Below are 19,128 nucleotides of genomic sequence, written 5' to 3'. Positions count from 1 at the left end.
AAAAATAAAGAACGCATTATATCTTCTCTACTGCCTGCCGATAACAAGGATAAGTATCGCCTGATGGCGAATTCCTCATCAACGGCAAGGAAATTATTATGCGTTTGCTGAAAAACTTCACTATTCGTATTGTCATGTTGGCAATACTGGGACTTTTTTGCCTGCTCTGGTCGGGCGTGGGTTTATTCAGTCTTCATTCGTTATCAAAAATATCTGAAGGCAATGATATTGACCGTCATCTTGTCCATCAGATGACGGTTCTCAGTCAGGGCAACGATCAGTACTTTCGCTTCGTAACGCGCTTAAGTCGCGCCATGGATGTCAAAATGAGTGGCGGAACGCCTGATTTTGCGCCAGCGCAACAGTCCCTGGAGAATATGAGCAAAAAACTCCAGGAGATGAAAACATTATCTCCGGGCCCTATGGACCCTGACGTCGCTAACGCAGTACTGACGAAGTGGCAGGCGCTGCTGGACAACGGCGTGATCCCGCAAATGCAACTGGCGCAGCAGGGAACGCTTACGGCCTTTGCTGAGCATGCCAGCACTATTACACCCGCGTTGAGCCGTGAATTTGGCGCCAGTGCCGAGCGTTTTAACGCCACGGCAGGCGAGCGACTCGATACCACCCGCGTGATGGTCGATGGCAAAACCTCTATCATCCGGACGCTAATTATCACCGCCGTGATCCTTGGGATTGCCCTCCTTTTCTTTACCGACCGCTACCTTGTTTCCATGATGGTGAAACCGCTGGGACGTATTCGCCAACAGTTCCAGCAGATTGCGCAGGGCGATCTTAGCCATCCCATCGAAGATTTTGGTCGTAACTGTGTGGGTCAACTGGTGCCGTTATTGTGCGCGATGCAGGATAGCCTGCGTGAAGCCGTCAGTACCATCCGTTCAGGTAGTGACAACATCTGGCGAGGGGCGACGGAAATTTCGACCGGCAATAACGATCTCTCCTCACGTACTGAAGAGCAGGCTGCGGCTCTGGAAGAGACCGCTGCCAGCATGGAGCAACTGACCGCAACGGTAAAACTGAACGCAGAAAATGCGCGTGAAGCCAGCCAGCTTGCCGATACGGCCACAGAAACGGCAGGCAAAGGGAGCACGCTGGTTTCAGAAGTGGTTGAGACGATGGACGGCATTGCCGCCAGCTCTAAACAGATCGCGGAAATCACGTCAGTTATTAATAGCATTGCTTTCCAGACCAACATTCTGGCGCTGAACGCGGCGGTTGAAGCAGCCAGGGCAGGCGAGCAGGGGCGCGGTTTTGCCGTCGTCGCCGGTGAAGTACGTAACCTTGCCAGTCGCAGCGCCGGGGCGGCGAAAGAGATTGAGACGCTGATTGGCGAGTCATCGCGTCGTGTTGATCAGGGCGCTCGTCTGGTTAAAGAAACAGGATTAACCATGGAGGCGATTCTGCGTGGCGCCACCGAAGTGACTGTCATCATGAAGCAAATTGCCTCTGCTTCGGAAGAACAGAATAAGGGTATCTCGCAGGTGAGCGTGGCGATCACGCAGATGGACAGCGTAACGCAACAGAATGCTGCGCTGGTAGAACAAGTTTCCGCCGCGGCAGTGGCGCTGGAACGACAAACAGAGGAGCTGCAACGCTCGGTGCAACAGTTCCGCCTTTCCGCTAATGATGTGCAATACGCAGCCAGCCAAACCACTTCCTCTTCAGCAGACAGCAAAACGTCTGCGGCCGCTAAAACGGATGAATGGGTGTCCTTTTAAGCCGTTATAAAAAGTTGTGATACCTCTGGTCTTTGCTTAAAAAATCGCTATATAATTTATTATATAGCGATTGGAGGTTATGCATGGACAACCATTTTGGTAAAGGCCTGATGGCCGGATTAAACGCCTCAAGTGCGGACAGTGCACGCTCGGTGGCGAATTTTTGTGCGGATTATAAGCGTGGTTTTGTGCTGGGATTTTCACATCGAATGTTTGAAAAAACGGGCGATCGACAGCTCAGCGCGTGGGAAGCGGGGATCCTGACGCGCCGTTATGGGCTGGATAAAGAGATGGTGATGGATTTCTTTAAAGAGAACCAGTCCAGTACAACAATTCGGTTTTTCATGGCTGGCTATCGACTCGAAGCTTGATCCGAAAGGGGTATTATCTTGCTTTAATTAATTACACTATTGACCTACGCCTTCGTTTTGTTGCTCCGCCGAAGTATTATAATGCACATAACCATATAAAAAGTGTGGTAATGGCGCGCCGATCGCAATATGCAACATGCGAATGGTGCAAAATAAAAGCCAGGTCTTCGCAACGGAATAACTATAAAATGACTGGAGATAACTCTCTCATCAATTCGAGCGGCATTAATCGCCGTGATTTCATGAAGCTTTGTGCAGCACTGGCCGCTACCATGGGGCTCAGTAGCAAAGCCGCCGCAGAAATGGCCGAATCAGTTTCTCGTCCTCAGCGCCCACCGGTTATCTGGATTGGTGCTCAGGAGTGTACGGGTTGTACTGAATCGCTGCTTCGCGCGACACACCCTACAGTGGAAAACCTCGTTCTGGAGACAATCTCTCTGGAATACCATGAGGTGCTCTCTGCCGCCTTCGGCCATCAGGTCGAAGAGAACAAACATAACGCTCTGGAGAAGTACAAAGGGCAATATGTTCTGGTAGTAGATGGTTCTATCCCACTGAAAGATAATGGCATTTACTGCATGGTTGCCGGCGAGCCGATCGTGGATCACATCCGCCGGGCCGCAGAAGGCGCAGCCGCTATCATTGCCATCGGCTCTTGCGCCGCGTGGGGTGGTGTTGCTGCCGCTGGCGTTAACCCAACGGGTGCCGTCGGCCTGCAAGAAGTTCTGCCAGGCAAAACCATCATCAACATTCCCGGCTGTCCGCCGAACCCGCATAACTTCCTCGCAACGGTCGCGCATATCATCACTTATGGTAAGCCGCCGAAGCTGGATACCAAAAACCGTCCGACATTCGCCTATGGCCGTTTGATTCACGAACACTGCGAACGTCGCCCGCACTTCGATGCTGGTCGTTTTGCTAAAGAGTTTGGTGATGAAGGCCACCGCGAAGGTTGGTGCCTCTACCATCTGGGCTGTAAAGGACCAGAAACCTACGGCAACTGCTCAACGCTGCAATTCTGCGATGTGGGCGGCGTGTGGCCGGTGGCTATCGGTCACCCTTGCTACGGCTGTAACGAAGAAGGCGTCGGCTTCCATAAAGGTATTCACCAGCTTGCTCACGTGGAAAACCAAACGCCGCGTTCCGAGAAACCTGACGTCAACATGAAAGAAGGCGGCAATGTTTCTGCCGGAGCGATTGGACTGCTGGGTGGCGTAGTAGGACTGGTTGCCGGTGTCAGCGTGATGGCGGTTCGTGAACTGGGGCGTCAGCAGAAGAAAGATAACGCTGACTCACGGGGAGAATAACCGTGAACAGACGTAACTTTATTAAAGCAGCCTCCAGCGGGGCATTGCTGTTGGGCGCAGCGCCGTCCATCAGCCATGCGGCTGCAGAAAACCGTCCGCCGATCCCAGGTTCTCTTGGGATGCTCTATGACTCGACGCTGTGCGTAGGCTGCCAGGCCTGTGTCACCAAGTGTCAGGATATCAACTTCCCGGCGCGTAACCCGGAAGGCGAGCAAACCTGGTCGAACAACGACAAACTGTCGCCGTATACCAATAACATCATTCAGGTGTGGCGTAGCGGAACAGGCGTTAACAAAGACCAGGAAGAAAATGGTTACGCATACATCAAGAAACAGTGCATGCACTGTGTTGATCCGAACTGCGTTTCCGTTTGCCCGGTCTCCGCGCTGAAAAAAGATCCGAAAACCGGCATCGTCCATTATGACAAAGATGTCTGCACGGGCTGTCGTTACTGCATGGTCGCTTGCCCGTACAACGTGCCTAAGTACGACTACAACAACCCGTTTGGTGCGCTTCACAAATGTGAACTGTGTAACCAGAAAGGCGTTGAGCGTCTGGACAAAGGTGGTTTACCGGGTTGTGTTGAAGTGTGCCCAGCCGGTGCGGTGATTTTTGGTACGCGTGAAGAGCTGATGGCTGAGGCGAAAAAACGTCTCGCGCTGAAGCCTGGTAGCGAATACCACTATCCGCGTCAGACGGTGAAAGCAGGCGATACCTATCTGCATACGGTACCGAAGTACTACCCACACCTGTACGGTGAGAAAGAAGGTGGTGGTACGCAGGTTATGGTACTGACGGGTGTTCCTTACGAGGATTTGGATCTGCCGAAGCTGGATGATCTTTCAACTGGTGCGCGTTCCGAACATGTTCAACATTCCCTGTACAAGGGCATGATACTACCCCTGGCTGCGCTGGCGGGCTTAACCGTGCTGGTTCGTCGTAACACGAAAAACGACCATCACGATGGAGGAGACGATCATGAGTCATGATCCTAAACCGCTGGGCGGAAAAATAATCAGCAAACCGGTCATTATTTTTGGGCCGCTTATCGTCCTGTGTATGCTCCTGATCGTGAAACGTCTGGTCTTCGGACTGGGCTCAGTCTCCGATCTGAACGGCGGTTTCCCATGGGGTGTATGGATCGCGTTTGACCTGTTGATTGGTACTGGCTTCGCGTGCGGTGGTTGGGCGCTGGCGTGGGCGGTGTACGTTTTCAACAGAGGACAATACCATCCATTGGTTCGTCCGGCGCTGCTGGCGAGTCTGTTTGGCTACTCGTTGGGTGGTCTGTCGATCACCATTGACGTCGGTCGTTACTGGAACCTGCCGTATTTCTACATTCCGGGCCACTTCAACGTGAACTCGGTACTGTTCGAAACAGCGGTCTGTATGACCATCTATATCGGCATCATGGCGCTGGAATTTGCTCCGGCTCTGTTTGAACGTCTGGGGTGGAAAGTTTCCCTCAAACGTTTGAATAAAGTGATGTTCTTTATTATTGCCCTCGGCGCGCTGCTGCCAACCATGCACCAGTCTTCAATGGGTTCATTGATGATTTCTGCGGGTTATAAGGTGCATCCGCTATGGCAAGCTTATGAAATGCTGCCGCTTTTCTCGGTATTAACTGCCTTTATTATGGGCTTCTCGATCGTCATCTTTGAAGGCTCGTTGGTACAAGCCGGTCTGAAAGGTAACGGTCCGGACGAGAAAAGTTTGTTCATCAAGCTGACGAATACCATCAGCGTGCTGCTGGCTATTTTCGTCGTTCTGCGCTTTGGCGAACTGATCTATCGCGACAAGCTGTCCTATGCGTTCTCAGGCGATCTTTACTCCCTGATGTTCTGGCTTGAAGTCGTGCTGATGGTCTTCCCGCTGGTGGTGCTGCGTGTCACTAAGCTGCGTAATGACTCGCGCATGCTGTATCTGTCTGCGCTGAGCGCATTGCTGGGTTGTGCAACATGGCGTCTGTCCTATTCGCTGGTGGCGTTCAATCCTGGTGGTGGCTACCACTACTTCCCAACCTGGGAAGAGCTGTTGATTTCTATTGGTTTTGTGGCTATTGAGATTTGTGCATACATCGTACTCATTCGTCTACTGCCGATACTTCCTCCTTTAAAACAAAACGATCAAAATCGTCATGAGGCGAGCAAAGCATGAGCCAGAGAATTACTATTGATCCGGTAACCCGTATTGAGGGTCATTTACGCATCGACTGCGAAATCGAAAATGGCGTGGTATCTAAAGCATGGGCTTCCGGTACCATGTGGCGCGGCATGGAAGAGATCGTGAAAAACCGCGATCCGCGCGATGCCTGGATGATTGTGCAGCGTATCTGTGGCGTTTGTACGACCACTCACGCTATCTCTTCCGTTCGTGCAGCAGAAAGTGCGCTGAATATTGATGTTCCGGTGAACGCACAGTATATCCGTAACATCATTCTGGCCGCGCACACCACGCATGACCACATTGTTCACTTCTATCAGCTGTCTGCGCTGGACTGGGTGGATATCACTTCTGCCCTGAAAGCTGACCCAGCGAAAGCGTCTGCCATGCTGAACGGCGTGTCCTCCTGGCACCTGAACAGCGCAGAAGAGTTCACCAAGGTTCAGAACAAGATCAAAGATCTTGTTGCCAGCGGTCAGTTAGGCATTTTTGCTAACGGTTGCTGGGGTCACCCGGCAATGCAGCTTCCGCCGGAAGTGAACCTGATTGCGGTCGCACACTACCTGCAAGCGCTGGAATGCCAGCGTGATGCCAACCGCGTTGTGGCACTGTTGGGCGGTAAAACGCCGCACATCCAGAACCTGGCGGTAGGTGGGGTTGCTAACCCAATTAACCTTGACGGCCTCGGCGTGCTGAACCTTGAACGCCTGATGTACATCAAGTCCTTCATCGATAAGCTGAGCGACTTCGTTGAGCAGGTGTACAAGGTTGATACCGCGGTTATTGCTGCGTTCTATCCTGAGTGGCTGGAACGTGGTCAGGGTGCGGTTAACTACCTGAGTGCGCCGGAATTTCCGACAGACGGTAAAAACGGCAGCTTCCTGTTCCCGGGCGGTTATATCACCGATGCTGATCTGTCGACCTATCGTCCGATCACCTCTCACTCCGATGAGTACCTGATCAAAGGGATTCAGGAGAGTGCGAAACACGCGTGGTACAAAGATGAAGCGCCGCAGGCTCCGTGGGAAGGCACAACGGTTCCTGACTACACCGGTTGGTCAGACGACGGCAAATACTCCTGGGTTAAAGCGCCTACTTTCTACGGTAAAACGGTTGAAGTGGGTCCGCTGGCCAATATGCTGTGTAAACTGGCGGCCAAACGCGAGTCTACCCATGCCAAGCTGAATGAAATCATCGCGATTTACACCAAGCTGACCGGTAAAACTATCGAAGTGTCGCAGTTGCACTCTACGCTGGGCCGTATTATTGGCCGTACCGTTCACTGCTGTGAACTGCAGAACGTTCTGCAGGATCAGTACAATGCGCTGATTGTGAACATCGGTAAAGGCGACCACACCACCTTCGTGAAACCGGATATTCCGGCAACAGGCGAATTCAAAGGTGTTGGTTTCCTCGAAGCGCCACGCGGTATGCTGTCTCACTGGATGGTGATTAAAGACGGCATTATCAGCAACTACCAGGCGGTTGTACCGTCAACCTGGAACTCTGGCCCACGTAACTTTAATGATGAAGTGGGACCGTATGAGCGCTCGCTGGTAGGTACGCCGATTGCCGATCCAAACAAACCGCTGGAAGTGGTTCGTACCATTCACTCCTTCGACCCTTGTATGTCATGTGCGGTGCATGTGGTGGACGTTGACGGGAACGAAGTGGTCTCAGTTAAGGTTCTGTAATGCGGATATTAGTCTTAGGGGTCGGCAATATTTTGCTGACCGACGAAGCCATCGGGGTACGTATCGTTGAGGCATTAGAGCAACGGTACATCCTGCCAGACTTTGTTGATGTTCTGGACGGTGGTACGGCTGGGATGGAGCTTCTCGGCGATATGGCGAACAGAGATCATCTGATCATTGCTGACGCCATTGTGTCGAAGAAAAACACGCCAGGAACGATGATGGTCCTGCGGGATGAAGAGATCCCGGCGCTGTTTACTAACAAAATCTCACCGCACCAGCTTGGCCTGGCCGACGTATTGTCGGCCCTGCGTTTTACCGGCGAGTTTCCGAAAAAGCTGACCTTAGTCGGCGTTATTCCGGAATCGCTGGAACCGCATATCGGGCTAACGCCAACGGTTGAAGCGATGATTGAACCTGCGCTGGAGCAGGTTCTTGCCGCGCTTCGCGAATCAGGCGTTGAAGCGATCCCTCGGGAGGCGGCTCATGTCTGAGGAGTTTGTCGGTTTTCAGACGGCCCCGAAGACGCAGATTCAGGCAGCGTTTGAAGAGGTTGCCCGGCGTTCGATGCACGATCTCTCTTTCTTGCATCCGAACATGCCGGTATATGTCTCTGATTTTACGCTGTTTGAAGGACAGTGGACGGGGTGTGTTATCACACCCTGGATGCTCAGCGCACTGATTTTCCCCGGACCGGACCAGATCTGGCCGGTGCGTAAAGTCAGCGAAAAAATCGGGCTGCGTCTGCCGTATGGCGAGATGACCTTTACCGTTGGTGAACTGGATGGCGTATCGCAATACCTTTCCTGTTCACTGATGTCGCCGCTTTCGCACAGTATGTCGGCGCAAGAAGGTGTGCGTCTGACTGACGATTGCGCGCGCATGCTGTTATCGCTGCCGGTGAGCGATCCGAATGCGCCGCAGCTAAATCGCCGTGCGCTGCTGCTGGGTCGTCGGAACTGCGAAAATGCATGAGCTGTCCCTTTGTCAGAGCGCGGTTGAGATTGTTCAACAGCAGGCAGAGCAGCACGGTGTCAAACGTGTAACCGGCGTTTGGCTGGAAATCGGAGCGCTCTCGTGCGTTGAAGAGAGCGCCGTCCGTTTCAGTTTCGACATCGTCTGTCAGGGCACGCTGGCGCAAGGGTGTGAGCTGCATATTGATTACAAACCAGCCCAGGCATGGTGCTGGGATTGCAGTCAGGTTGTGGAAATCACCCAGCATGATGCGCAGTGTCCACTATGTCAGGGCGATCGTCTGCGGGTTGATGCAGGCGATTCACTGAAAGTGAAAAGTATTGAAGTCGAATAACCCATAGGTTGCTATGGGGCGGAGTCAGATATGTGTATTGGAGTCCCTGGTCAGGTTCTGGCCGTTGGTGAAGATATTCACCAGCTTGCGCAGGTTGAAGTGTGCGGCATCAAACGAGATGTCAATATTGCCCTGATTTGTGAAGGTGATACCGCTGAGCTGGTCGGGCAATGGGTGCTGGTGCACGTAGGGTTCGCCATGAGCATCATTGATGAAGATGAAGCTAAAGCCACGTTAGACGCACTTCGCCGCATGGAGTACGACGTCACCAGCGCGTGACAATCGGTTAGTGCCTGATGGCGTTACGCTTATCAGGCCTACGCCTTCTATGTAGGCCGGATAAGGCAATTTATGCCGCCATCCGGCATCTTGCGTTAACCCTGGCGCTTATCTTCGGTATTGGTGTCGAAGTCGCTGGCGTCATGACGTTCATGAAGCTGCTCGTTTAGCGGCCCGTTAGTGCGGTTTACAATACGACCTCGCTTAACTGCCGGACGCGCGGCAACCTCTTTTGCCCAGCGTTGCACGTGCTTGTAACTTCCTGCATCGAGGAACTCTGCCGCGTCGTACACGTTACCCAGCACCACATTGCCAAACCACGGCCAAACCGCCATATCGGCAATGGTGTATTCATCTCCTGCCACAAACTGATTTTGTGCTAACTGCTTATCCAGTACGTCGAGTAAGCGTTTGGCTTCCATCGTGAAGCGGTTAATAGCGTACTCAATTTTTACCGGCGCATAGTTATAGAAGTGACCAAAACCACCGCCGAGGAACGGCGCCGCGCCTTGTAGCCAGAACAGCCAGTTCAGCGTTTCGGTACGTTTTGCCAAATCTTGCGGCAGGAAATAACCATATTTTTCCGCCAGATAGAGCAGGATTGCGCCAGATTCGAATACGCGAACCGGTGGGTTTTGCGAGTGGTCACGCAGTGCCGGGATCTTCGAGTTCGGATTCACCTCAACAAAGCCGCTGGAAAACTGATCGCCATCGCCAATGCGGATAATCCAGGCATCATATTCCGCGCCCTTCACACCCTGCGCCAGTAACTCCTCCAGCATAATCGTCACTTTCTGCCCGTTTGGCGTCCCCAACGAATAGAGCTGTAGCGGATGCTTGCCAACCGGCAGCGTCTTCTCGTGGGTGGCGCCGGAAATCGGGCGGTTGATATTGGCGAATGCGCCGCCGTTCGATTTTTCCCACGTCCAGACTTTCGCGGGCTGATAGGTATTGTCTGACATATTGACCTGCCTTCTGAGTGGTTGTGTTGATGCAGTGTAGCAGTTAGGTAGAACTCAATTTAACAGATTGGGACTTTATGTCGCTTTGTGCTGAAAGGGGAAGATAAATCTAACCCATTCATTGTACCTGGCCCGTACTCCATGAAGAGGAAATCAATGTTGGACGGAAATTGCTACCGTATTCACCATCAAAAATTGGCGGTGAATAAGCAGTAATAATGAAAAATGGTGTTCCAGGAGTAAGCGGTTATCAGGGCCCTGCGGGTGGGTGGGGTGCGGTAAAAGCCGTCACTGCTTCGGTGTTTTCGCAAAAGGCTGTCGCGCGCGACATTATCGCGATGTTCAAAATGAACCAGGTGAAAGGGTTCGACTGTCCGGGCTGTGCGTGGCCGGACCCCGGGCATCGTGCGCCAATGGAGCTGTGCGAAAATGGCGTTAAGGCGGTTTCCTGGGAGACAACCAGTAAGAAAGCGTCACCGGAATTTTTCAGTCGTCACCCGGTTTCCACACTTTGGCACTACAGCGATTATGAACTGGAAAACATTGGTCGTTTGACGCATCCAATGAAATACGATGCAGTGTCAGACACCTGGCAGGCGGTGGATTGGGATGTCGCCTTCCAGGAGATCGGCGAGCGTCTGCGCAGCTATGATTCAGCACAACAGGTTGAGTTTTACACCTCCGGCAGAACGTCAAATGAGGCGGCGTTCCTGTATCAGCTGTTTGCCCGCGAATATGGTAGCAGCAACTTTCCTGATTGCTCAAACATGTGCCACGGACCGACCAGCGCAGGGCTAACGCCGGCCATTGGCCTTGGGAAAGGGACCGTTGAACTTGATGATTTTGACCACTGCGATCTGGTGATTTGTATCGGGCATAACCCAGGTACTAACCATCCACGCATGCTGACCACCTTGCGCGACGTTGCCAAACGTGGTGCCAAAATTATCTCCATCAACCCGCTGAACGAAAGGGGGCTTGAGCGCTTTAGCTTCCCGCAAAGCGCGAAAGAGATGTTCACCGGTCAGGCGACGGAGCTGAGCAACGACTACTACCAGGTAAAAATGGGCGGTGACGCCTCATTGCTCAAAGGCATAATGAAGGCGCTGATCGAAATGGACGAAGCGCGGATCCTACTGGATCAACAGCCGACGCTCGATCATGCGTTTATCGACCAACATACCGCGGGATATGCAGCGCTGTATGACGACTTACGTCAGCATAACTGGGCGGAGCTGGAACAGGACTCGGGTCTGACGCGCAGTCAGATGGAAGATCTGGCGCACAGCTACAGTAAATCCAGCGCCACGATTGTTTGTTATGGTCTGGGCATCACTCAGCATAAAAACGGCACCGAGAACGTCCAGCAGCTGGTAAATCTGTTGTTGCTGAAAGGCAATATGGGTAAGCCCGGCGCGGGGATCTGCCCGTTACGCGGCCATTCTAACGTGCAGGGCGATCGTTCTGTGGGGATCAACGAAGCGGCGTCCGAAGACTTCCTGCAACGACTGGAGAAGCATTTTTCTATCCGCGTTCCGCGCAAACATGGACGCTCCAGCGTGGAGAGCATTCGGGCCATCGAGCGGGGAGATGCAAAAGCGCTCATCTGCATGGGCGGCAATCTGGCGGTAGCGATGCCCCAGCCGCAGCGTACCTTTGCGGCGATGAAAAATCTGGATCTGCAGGTCCATGTGGCGACCAAACTGAACAGATCGCATCTGCTGCTGGCAAAGCATAACTACCTGCTACCTGCATTAGGCCGAACGGAGCGCGACATGCAGACGACGGGGATCCAGTCGGTGACCGTCGAAGATTCTATGTCGATGGTCCACGCTTCCTGTGGCGCGCTGAAGCCGGCTTCCCGCTGGCTAAAATCGGAGCCCGCGATTGTGGCGGGCATGGCGCGTGCCACGCTGCCGCATTCTCCGATCAACTGGGAAGCATTTACCGGGGACTACGCGTTGATCCGTGATGCCATTGAAGCCGTGATCCCGGCGTTCCACGATTACAACGCACGTATTGCCGAGCCGGGCGGATTTCGTATGGATACGCCTGCTTCGCGCCGTGAATGGCGAACGGAGAATGGCAAAGCCAACTTTATCGTCAGCCATCAGCGGGCGGTAGAGCGGGAACATCAGCCTGCTGATGCACTGGTTCTGGCAACGCTGCGTAGCCACGATCAGTACAACACCACGATTTATGGTATGAACGATCGCTATCGTGGCATTACTGGCCGTCGGGATGTGGTGTTTTTAAGCGCCGAAGAAGCGACGAGCCGCGGTCTGAGCCAGGGTGATGTGGTCAACGTTCAGGCGCTGGACGACAACGGTCAGCCCTGCGCGGATCGCATCATGTACGGCTTAACGGTGGTGATTTACAACATGGCGGCTGGCTCAATTGGCGCTTATCTGCCTGAAGCGAATGTCCTGCTTTCGCTGGATGCAGTAGATACACAAAGTTTGACTCCGGCGTATAAAAGCGTACCGGTCACCCTGACCAAAGCGTAGTTCCTGCTGTGAATTTTTCGCCTCTGAGCGCCAGCCGCTGCGTTGAGGTGTATGATGATGTCGACCTCTGTCCGGTTAGTGTCGCAGAGCAGGCAATCAGAGCGAAAAATTCACGCCAACCTGCTCAGGCTGTATTGTTTTGAGGTAAGGTGCATGAGCAAAGGAACGACCAGTCAGGATGCCCCATTCGGGACATTATTGGGCTATGCCCCAGGTGGCGTAGCAATCTACTCTTCAGATTACAGCTCCCTCGACCCACGGGACTACGACGATGATGCAGCATTTCGCAGCTATATCGACGATGAATACATGGGCCACAAATGGCAGTGCGTAGAGTTCGCACGCCGCTTTCTCTTCCTTAACTATGGCATGGTCTTCACCGATGTGGGTATGGCCTGGGAGATCTTCTCCTTACGCTTCCTGCGCGAAGTAGTGAATGACAACATCCTACCGTTACAGGCATTTCCGAATGGTTCGCCCCGCGCGCCGGTAGCAGGCGCTCTGCTTATCTGGCAAAAAGGCGGTGAATTTAAAGATACCGGGCATGTGGCGGTCGTCACCCAGTTGCTGGAAAACAAAATCCGTATTGCCGAACAGAACGTGCTCCATACGCCGCTGCCTCCCGGACAGCAGTGGACCCGCGAACTGGAGATGGTGGTTGAGAACGGTTGTTACACCCTGCGTGATACCTTTGACGACACGACCATTCTTGGTTGGATGATCCAGACCGATGATACCCGTTTCAGCCTGCCGCAGCCGGAGATCGCCAATGACTCGCTGAAAATTGGCGGCGCGCGACTGGAAGATAACGGGCAATTTGACGGTAAATGGCTGAATGAGCAGGATCCGCTGCAAAAAGCCTACGTGCTGGCGAACGGCCATGTGATTAATCAGGACCCGCATCAATACTTCACCATTACCGAGAGCGCCGAGCAGGAGCTGATTAAAGCCACCAACGAGCTGCACCTGATGTATCTGCATGCGACCGATAAGGTGCTGAAAGACGACAACCTGCTGGCGCTGTTTGATATCCCGAAAATCCTCTGGCCGCGCCTGCGCCTTTCCTGGCAGCGTCGTCGGCATCATATGATTACGGGGCGTATGGATTTCTGTATGGATGAACGTGGACTGAAGGTGTATGAGTACAACGCCGATTCCGCATCGTGCCATACCGAAGCCGGTTTGATCCTCGAAAGATGGGCCGAGCGTGGTTACACAGGGCAGGGACACAACCCGGCTGAAGGGTTGATCAACGAACTGGCAGGGGCCTGGAAGCACAGCCGCGCACGTCCGTTTGTCCACATCATGCAGGATAAGGATATCGAGGAAAACTATCACGCGCAGTTTATGCAGCAGGCGCTGCGTCAGGCCGGGTTTGACAGCAAAATTCTGCGAGGTCTGGATGAACTGCGCTGGGATGACGCCGGTCAATTGATTGACGGGGACGGCCGTCTGGTGAACTGCGTCTGGAAGACCTGGGCGTGGGAAACCGCAATTGAACAGGTGCGCGAGGTCAGCGAAACGGAGTACGCCGCGGTGCCAATTCGTACCGGGCATACGAATCAGGAAGTGCGCTTAATCGATGTGTTGCTGCGCCCGGAAGTGCTGGTCTTCGAACCTCTGTGGACGGTTATCCCTGGCAACAAAGCGATTCTGCCGATCCTCTGGCAACTGTTCCCGCACCACCGTTATCTGCTTGATACGGATTTCACTGTTAATGAAGAGCTGGCGCAAACCGGTTATGCGGTGAAACCTATTGCAGGACGTTGTGGCAGCAACATCGATCTGGTGAGTCATCAGGAAGAGCTACTGGATAAAACCAGCGGTAAGTTTGCCGAGCAGAAGAACATTTATCAGCAGCTTTGGTGTCTGCCAAAAGTTGCCGGTAAATATATCCAGGTTTGTACCTTTACCGTAGGTGGTAACTATGGCGGTACCTGCCTGCGTGGTGACGAGTCGCTGGTGATTAAAAAAGAGAGCGATATTGAACCGCTGATTGTGGTGAAGGAATAACCGCTCAACCCCTGTGATGGTGATGTTGCCATCACGGGGGCTTTTGACCTGCGCTGATTTTTACTCATGCCAAATCGATAGCATTGGAAATACGCCAACTTAGTATCATCAAATAAGTCAGCGCTTTCGCTGATTCAGGCTGATTGTAAGCCTTATTATAAGGGTCGCAAAATCCAGGGCAAGATTACGAAACCCCGCAAGGATTGACGCGAGGTACTCTCTGTCCATTGCCGCTCTTTCGTGATCTTGCCCTAAGCTGCCACCAGGTCCGGAAGCCCGCTGGCGATGTCCACTTTGAGGGCAAAAGGAGTGGAATGTGGCTGGTAAAGGCCGAAGCCCACCACTGCGGTGGCTGTCTCCGGCAGTCCGTCCACGTTCAGCGTAAAACGCAATTCTTTTAATGACATGTTGTTCTCCCTGGTGTTTACAGGAATAAAGACATTCCGCTGTTCAGCGGCAGTACAGTGTTACGCTTGTGTTCAGGCACGCTACCTACTCTGCTAAATTATTGGGTCTATTGAGTGTTATATCAATGCTCAATATAAAACTGATCTTCATACTCTAAGTCGTAGTTATTAAGTGAATTTAAGATAATATCTATTGCTCGTTTTCCCGCGGCCCAGGAACCGAAATGTTGTTTTTGTAGAGCAAATGACCCAATTATATAGAACCAACTTTCCTGAATCTTTCCGGCAAAAACAACTAACATGCCTTCTCCATTTCTTGCATTCTTTACTTTTAACTCACCAGTCCATAATTCCGTAATGTTCTTATTGAAGATATCTTTGCGTTCTCTTAGTGAAATTTCATCAATTTCAAGGTGATTATTTTCTTTTAGTTGACTGACAATTAGTTTACAAACCTGTTCTTTATTGATTGCCGCATCATGGTATAAAAAATAGCCATCAATAATGCCATGAACGTTACTTTCTTCTTTTAAAGATAACGAATAGTAGCTCATCTTTTCGTTATTATATCGTTCTGAATATAGCCATGAGGCAGGGTAATAAAAGGAATGGTTTGCAGGTACATCCAGATTTATACTCTTTAGTTCTTCTGCCAAATGCCATTTTGAGTCATTAATTAAAGTGAAAAAATTCACACAATGAAAGAGATCCTCAGCCAGCGATTCATAATCCTTCCAGTTGCAACAGGCTTTTACCATTATCACATTGGCCCTGTTGTTTTCAAAATCATAATTTTTAAATACTCTGATTCTTGATGTGATGGTTTCGTTATCGATATCTTTTTTTGTCAAAAAATCAGCATATCGACCACTAACGCTATAATAATATTTACAGTAAAGGATTTCTTCACCTAAAAGGTCTAATATATATTCTCCCCAGTCACTGGCATCGATGTCGTTATTTATATGTTCATAGACTACATCAACTTCTGTAAAGGGGTATTTTGCTCCAGAAATGGTCTGATAGCAGCCAATAGCATAGAGGTTATTGGTTCCTGCGATTAGCTCAGGTTTAATGCTGACCGGTTTTACATCTAGTGGGAGTAATATCTTGTAATATAAGCTTGTTACTTCTGAGGATGTATAGCGGCATCGCCAAAAATGCTCTTTTTGGTATTCAAAACTATATGTCACTGCCCTTGGGATGGATGGTTTGTTATTGCTTTCTCTCATTATAATAACTCTCTCTGGATTATCTACATTTCGTTTTTTAACATAAAATACATCACAACTAGAAAACCCAAATTAAAAGCCAATTTATATCCTTTAGATACCAGATTCTCTCCTTCAATGAAATTTTTAAGAAGTGATTTTTTGATATTTTCTTGGTTATATTTTTGATGGAACGATACTATATTATTGACGCCAGCATCAATAAGAGAAAATACAAAAAAATACAAAAACAGATAACAGCCGATAAGAAAGCATATAGTTGACAATCGAGTGTATTGTAAATCATCATTTAACATAACACTAATGCAGGAAAGTAGTAAAAAAGCTACAACCCCAAATAACATTCTAAACATTCTATTGTATTGGTTCATTTAACCTCCAATGATAACAGTTGCTACACCTGAATGGAATAATTCCACATTACCGATAGTTGAATCGATAAGAGAAAAAAGTAACAACCAATAAAAACAAGCGTTCGCCAAGCCAGTGTCCATTGGCATAGTGCCAACTTGGGTTAATAATAAAAACCATCTTTCTAGGTGATGTTTTAAAAATTTTGTCACATTGGCTAATTTAAATCTGAAATATTCATTGTTTATTATAAAATGTTTTTAATATTTAAGTATTATGAAATTAAAAACCATGTAAATATAAAATAAAAACACACAGCTTCAGAGAGATATTTATCGTGTATTTATGCCTCGCGAATGAAGAAATTAGCTTTTTATTAATATTATCATTGTTAAATTTGATATGGAAGGAGTATATTTTTCAATCCCAATGTCGACTAATGAAAATGCGCTATAGTAAAAAACATAAATCCTGATAACGCCACAAGAAATTTAACAAGTATAATGCTATGTACATGATGTATGTTTTTAATCAATAAAAAGCAAATCAGAGATGACAATGCAATACCAAAATAAAATCTAAAAATTTGTTATGATACACCTTGATAATATTGCTTAAAGTTTCATAGAAGAACAATACTAACCTCCAATGATGACGTTTGTTTTTCCAGTCAATATAACACCTGATGTTGAAATTGCCAACCCCAGTAATACAGGCCAAGGGGTTTCAGTGAAGGGGCCTATTTGTATATCTTCCTCCCAATCAATTCCAATAACCAGTGCAAGCTTTCATGCCAGCTTTACTCTGAACATGAGATTATCTGTATCCCACCAAACCCCACTTTTCAGGCCTCCCCCTACTGAGCCAGCACTTACAGCAAGGGAACTTTTTTGTTTTAAATATTTAGATTCCAGAGCACTTGATAATTCGCCTTTTGCGGCAGCTGCTTCAGCCCCCAATTCAAAAGCAGCGCCTCCTTGATGCTTATCCTCACCATTAATTAATGTTTCAGAGGCTTTTGCTTCAGCAGTTCCAAATGTTCCTTCTATTTTTATATCTTTAAAATCACCCGAATTTTCCTTTCCAAAACTAACCCCCGTATTTATAGAAAAACCGGTAGCCTTTACACCATATGTTCCTGATAACTGTTTATCGTTTGAGATAGTACCTGCATTCATTTCTACTTTACCAACAACAGTTCCTAAATTTTCTATCTTATCATTTTTTTCATAATAATATTTCTGAGTTGTCTTGGTTGTATTTATAAAGTTTGATGTGCAGAATGAATAAGGATTTAAAATTAGCCATTGCTTAAATGTTGCTATGAGTGGTGGTTGTCAATTATGGTATGTACATAAGATACATGAAACACGCATATATATATATAAAGACAAATATGAGCTTAAGGAATCTTGATATGTTAAATTGATTGGATAAATACCATTTTATTGGTTGTCTGTCGATGTTGGTACTATTATTTTTTATATGAAATGCAGCTAATCGTTTAGCACCACCATCTATCATTGAAAAAATAGTATAGTAAAAAAAAGCATAAATACCAAGTAGGTGTACTATTTTTAATGATGTTATATTTCGAACGTGATGAAATATAATATATACTGAAAGGAGGTATAGGGCAATACCTAAAAAAAATCTAAATACAAGATTATTGTATAATGGAAAGACAGATTCTGATATGCGAATAATTTTACTCATATTATCCCCCAATAGTAACAGTAGATGCACCTGATAGCACTATACCAGATTTGGAAGAGGTAAATCCAAGTCGCTCTTGAATAGGGACGCTAGTAAATGGTCCAAGCTGGATATCAATATCGCCCCCTAATCCTAATATAAATGCTATTTTCCCTGACAATTGAACTTTTACCATTATATTATCAAAATCCACCCATGCCCCTCCTCCCAATCCTAAACCTGCCGACCCAGCAGTTCCATCAACGGAACCTTTCAATTTAAAATATTTTGAGTCTATAGCACCTGAAAGCTGCCCTTTTGCAACAGCTGCCTCTGCTCCAAGTTCAAAGGCGGCACCAACTCTTGCTTCGTCAAGATCGTGTGTTAAATTATAGTTGCCTTTTCCTTCAGCTAACCCGATTGTACCTTCAGCTTTTGCCTCCACATAGTCACCAGATCCTGCTTTTCCTGAACTGAGGTCTACATTCCCAGAAATACCCTCTAACTTTGCATCAACCGAGCTGGAATGTACATCCTCATTTGCAACTGTCCCTGCCTTCATTTCAGCCTTGCCAACAGTACCTCCGAGACTAATGTTCGTCCCACTTTCTCCAATCGGATGATTTAGTTGAAAATCTATAATGCCTGCTTTTAAGTCACTCGTATCATATTGACCATCACCATCACCATCACCATCACCATCACCATCCGTTAGAGCTGACACTGCGTATCCAGTATATAATTTAAACTCATCTGAGCCATTTGGATTTTTTACCGAGCCATCTTCATTTCTATTTTTAACTATTGTTATAGAATGATATTCAGGAAGTTTAGGTCCTGTTGTCGGTGGTAATGATTTTTTACCACAAACTACCTTATCCCCTTTTCTGGCGGCAGGTATTCCATTTATTGTAACTGTTTTAGAACCTTCACTGATTACACCGGGCCCATGCTCTTTACAAACAAAAGTATCCCCCATTCGAGCAGCCGGAAAACCTCCTGTTGAGACATTACTACTGCCTGATGTTATTGGCCCATCATGTCCGGCTGTATCTGCCGTTTGTCTTGCTGCATCCTTACCCATATCGCATTCTCTTAT

At 49.1% G+C, this 19,128-nt stretch carries 17 protein-coding genes; 12 read left to right on the top strand and 5 right to left on the bottom strand.

The window, feature by feature from the left end; all coding sequences use genetic code 11:
- Nucleotides 1–98: 98 nt before the first annotated feature.
- The 10 genes from OGX83_RS19445 (at nt 99) to hybG (ending at nt 8,862) form a co-directional block, all read left to right on the top strand.
- Complete coding sequence (locus tag OGX83_RS19445; RefSeq protein ID WP_008785806.1) at nt 99–1,739, top strand: methyl-accepting chemotaxis protein; 1,641 nt, start codon at nt 99–101, stop codon at nt 1,737–1,739.
- An 83-nt stretch (nt 1,740–1,822) separates the two neighbouring features.
- Nucleotides 1,823–2,110, top strand: a complete 288-nt coding sequence (locus tag OGX83_RS19440; protein ID WP_003024490.1) for a DUF2623 family protein — start codon at nt 1,823–1,825, stop codon at nt 2,108–2,110.
- Between the two features lie 188 nt (nt 2,111–2,298).
- Nucleotides 2,299–3,417, top strand: coding sequence for a hydrogenase 2 small subunit (gene hybO, locus OGX83_RS19435; RefSeq protein WP_003024486.1), 1,119 nt, complete (start codon nt 2,299–2,301; stop codon nt 3,415–3,417).
- Between the two features lie 2 nt (nt 3,418–3,419).
- Complete coding sequence (gene hybA / locus OGX83_RS19430) at nt 3,420–4,406, top strand: hydrogenase 2 operon protein HybA (protein WP_003828357.1); 987 nt, start codon at nt 3,420–3,422, stop codon at nt 4,404–4,406.
- Nucleotides 4,396–5,574: a Ni/Fe-hydrogenase cytochrome b subunit gene (gene hybB / locus OGX83_RS19425; RefSeq protein WP_003828354.1), complete on the top strand. Its 1,179-nt coding sequence runs from the start codon at nt 4,396–4,398 to the stop codon at nt 5,572–5,574. The genes hybA and hybB overlap by 11 nt, the downstream gene beginning before the upstream one ends.
- Complete coding sequence (gene hybC / locus OGX83_RS19420; protein WP_003828353.1) at nt 5,571–7,274, top strand: hydrogenase 2 large subunit; 1,704 nt, start codon at nt 5,571–5,573, stop codon at nt 7,272–7,274. Before hybB ends, hybC begins: the two co-directional genes overlap by 4 nt.
- Nucleotides 7,274–7,768, top strand: a complete 495-nt coding sequence (locus OGX83_RS19415) for a HyaD/HybD family hydrogenase maturation endopeptidase (protein ID WP_032944999.1) — start codon at nt 7,274–7,276, stop codon at nt 7,766–7,768. The genes hybC and OGX83_RS19415 overlap by 1 nt, the downstream gene beginning before the upstream one ends.
- Nucleotides 7,761–8,249, top strand: a complete 489-nt coding sequence (hybE, locus tag OGX83_RS19410; RefSeq protein ID WP_003828350.1) for a hydrogenase-2 assembly chaperone — start codon at nt 7,761–7,763, stop codon at nt 8,247–8,249. Before OGX83_RS19415 ends, hybE begins: the two co-directional genes overlap by 8 nt.
- Complete coding sequence (gene hypA, locus OGX83_RS19405; protein ID WP_003828349.1) at nt 8,242–8,583, top strand: hydrogenase maturation nickel metallochaperone HypA; 342 nt, start codon at nt 8,242–8,244, stop codon at nt 8,581–8,583. The genes hybE and hypA overlap by 8 nt, the downstream gene beginning before the upstream one ends.
- Before the next feature lie 30 nt (nt 8,584–8,613).
- Nucleotides 8,614–8,862, top strand: a complete 249-nt coding sequence (gene hybG, locus OGX83_RS19400) for a hydrogenase maturation factor HybG (protein ID WP_003024459.1) — start codon at nt 8,614–8,616, stop codon at nt 8,860–8,862.
- A 95-nt stretch (nt 8,863–8,957) separates the two neighbouring features.
- Here hybG and yghU read toward each other — a convergent pair whose 3' ends face one another.
- Nucleotides 8,958–9,824, bottom strand: coding sequence for a glutathione-dependent disulfide-bond oxidoreductase (yghU, locus tag OGX83_RS19395; RefSeq protein WP_008785803.1), 867 nt, complete (start codon nt 9,822–9,824; stop codon nt 8,958–8,960).
- Between the two features lie 218 nt (nt 9,825–10,042).
- Here yghU and OGX83_RS19390 point away from each other — a divergent pair, with 218 nt between their 5' ends.
- Both OGX83_RS19390 and gss read left to right on the top strand, forming a co-directional pair.
- A complete protein-coding gene (locus tag OGX83_RS19390; protein ID WP_286588916.1) occupies nt 10,043–12,331 on the top strand; it encodes an FdhF/YdeP family oxidoreductase in 2,289 nt (762 codons plus the stop codon).
- A gap of 153 nt (nt 12,332–12,484) precedes the next feature.
- Nucleotides 12,485–14,344, top strand: a complete 1,860-nt coding sequence (gene gss, locus OGX83_RS19385; protein WP_150388434.1) for a bifunctional glutathionylspermidine amidase/synthase — start codon at nt 12,485–12,487, stop codon at nt 14,342–14,344.
- 251 nt (nt 14,345–14,595) lie between these two features.
- On the opposite strand, the gene OGX83_RS19380 is transcribed toward gss, so the two are convergent.
- From OGX83_RS19380 to OGX83_RS19365, 4 genes are all read right to left on the bottom strand, one after another.
- Nucleotides 14,596–14,751 (bottom strand): hypothetical protein, encoded by a 156-nt coding sequence (locus tag OGX83_RS19380; RefSeq protein WP_186805001.1) that lies wholly within the window; start codon nt 14,749–14,751, stop codon nt 14,596–14,598.
- A gap of 122 nt (nt 14,752–14,873) precedes the next feature.
- Nucleotides 14,874–15,983 carry a hypothetical protein gene (locus tag OGX83_RS19375; RefSeq protein ID WP_071445523.1) on the bottom strand — a complete coding sequence of 370 codons (1,110 nt, stop codon included), beginning with the start codon at nt 15,981–15,983 and terminating at the stop codon, nt 14,874–14,876.
- 1,139 nt (nt 15,984–17,122) lie between these two features.
- The gene (locus OGX83_RS19370) at nt 17,123–17,512 is read right to left on the bottom strand and encodes a hypothetical protein (RefSeq protein ID WP_071445520.1); all 390 of its coding nucleotides are present in this window, start codon (nt 17,510–17,512) and stop codon (nt 17,123–17,125) included.
- Between the two features lie 539 nt (nt 17,513–18,051).
- Nucleotides 18,052–19,113, bottom strand: a complete 1,062-nt coding sequence (locus OGX83_RS19365; RefSeq protein WP_286585237.1) for a PAAR domain-containing protein — start codon at nt 19,111–19,113, stop codon at nt 18,052–18,054.
- Between the last annotated feature and the right edge of the window lie 15 nt (nt 19,114–19,128).

It is taken from the genome of Citrobacter sp. Cpo074 (genome assembly GCF_030332745.1).
Classification (GTDB): Bacteria; Pseudomonadota; Gammaproteobacteria; order Enterobacterales; family Enterobacteriaceae; genus Citrobacter; species Citrobacter portucalensis.
Note: the sequence above shows the minus strand (reverse complement) of the source record. Positions and strands in the feature narration are given on the sequence as shown.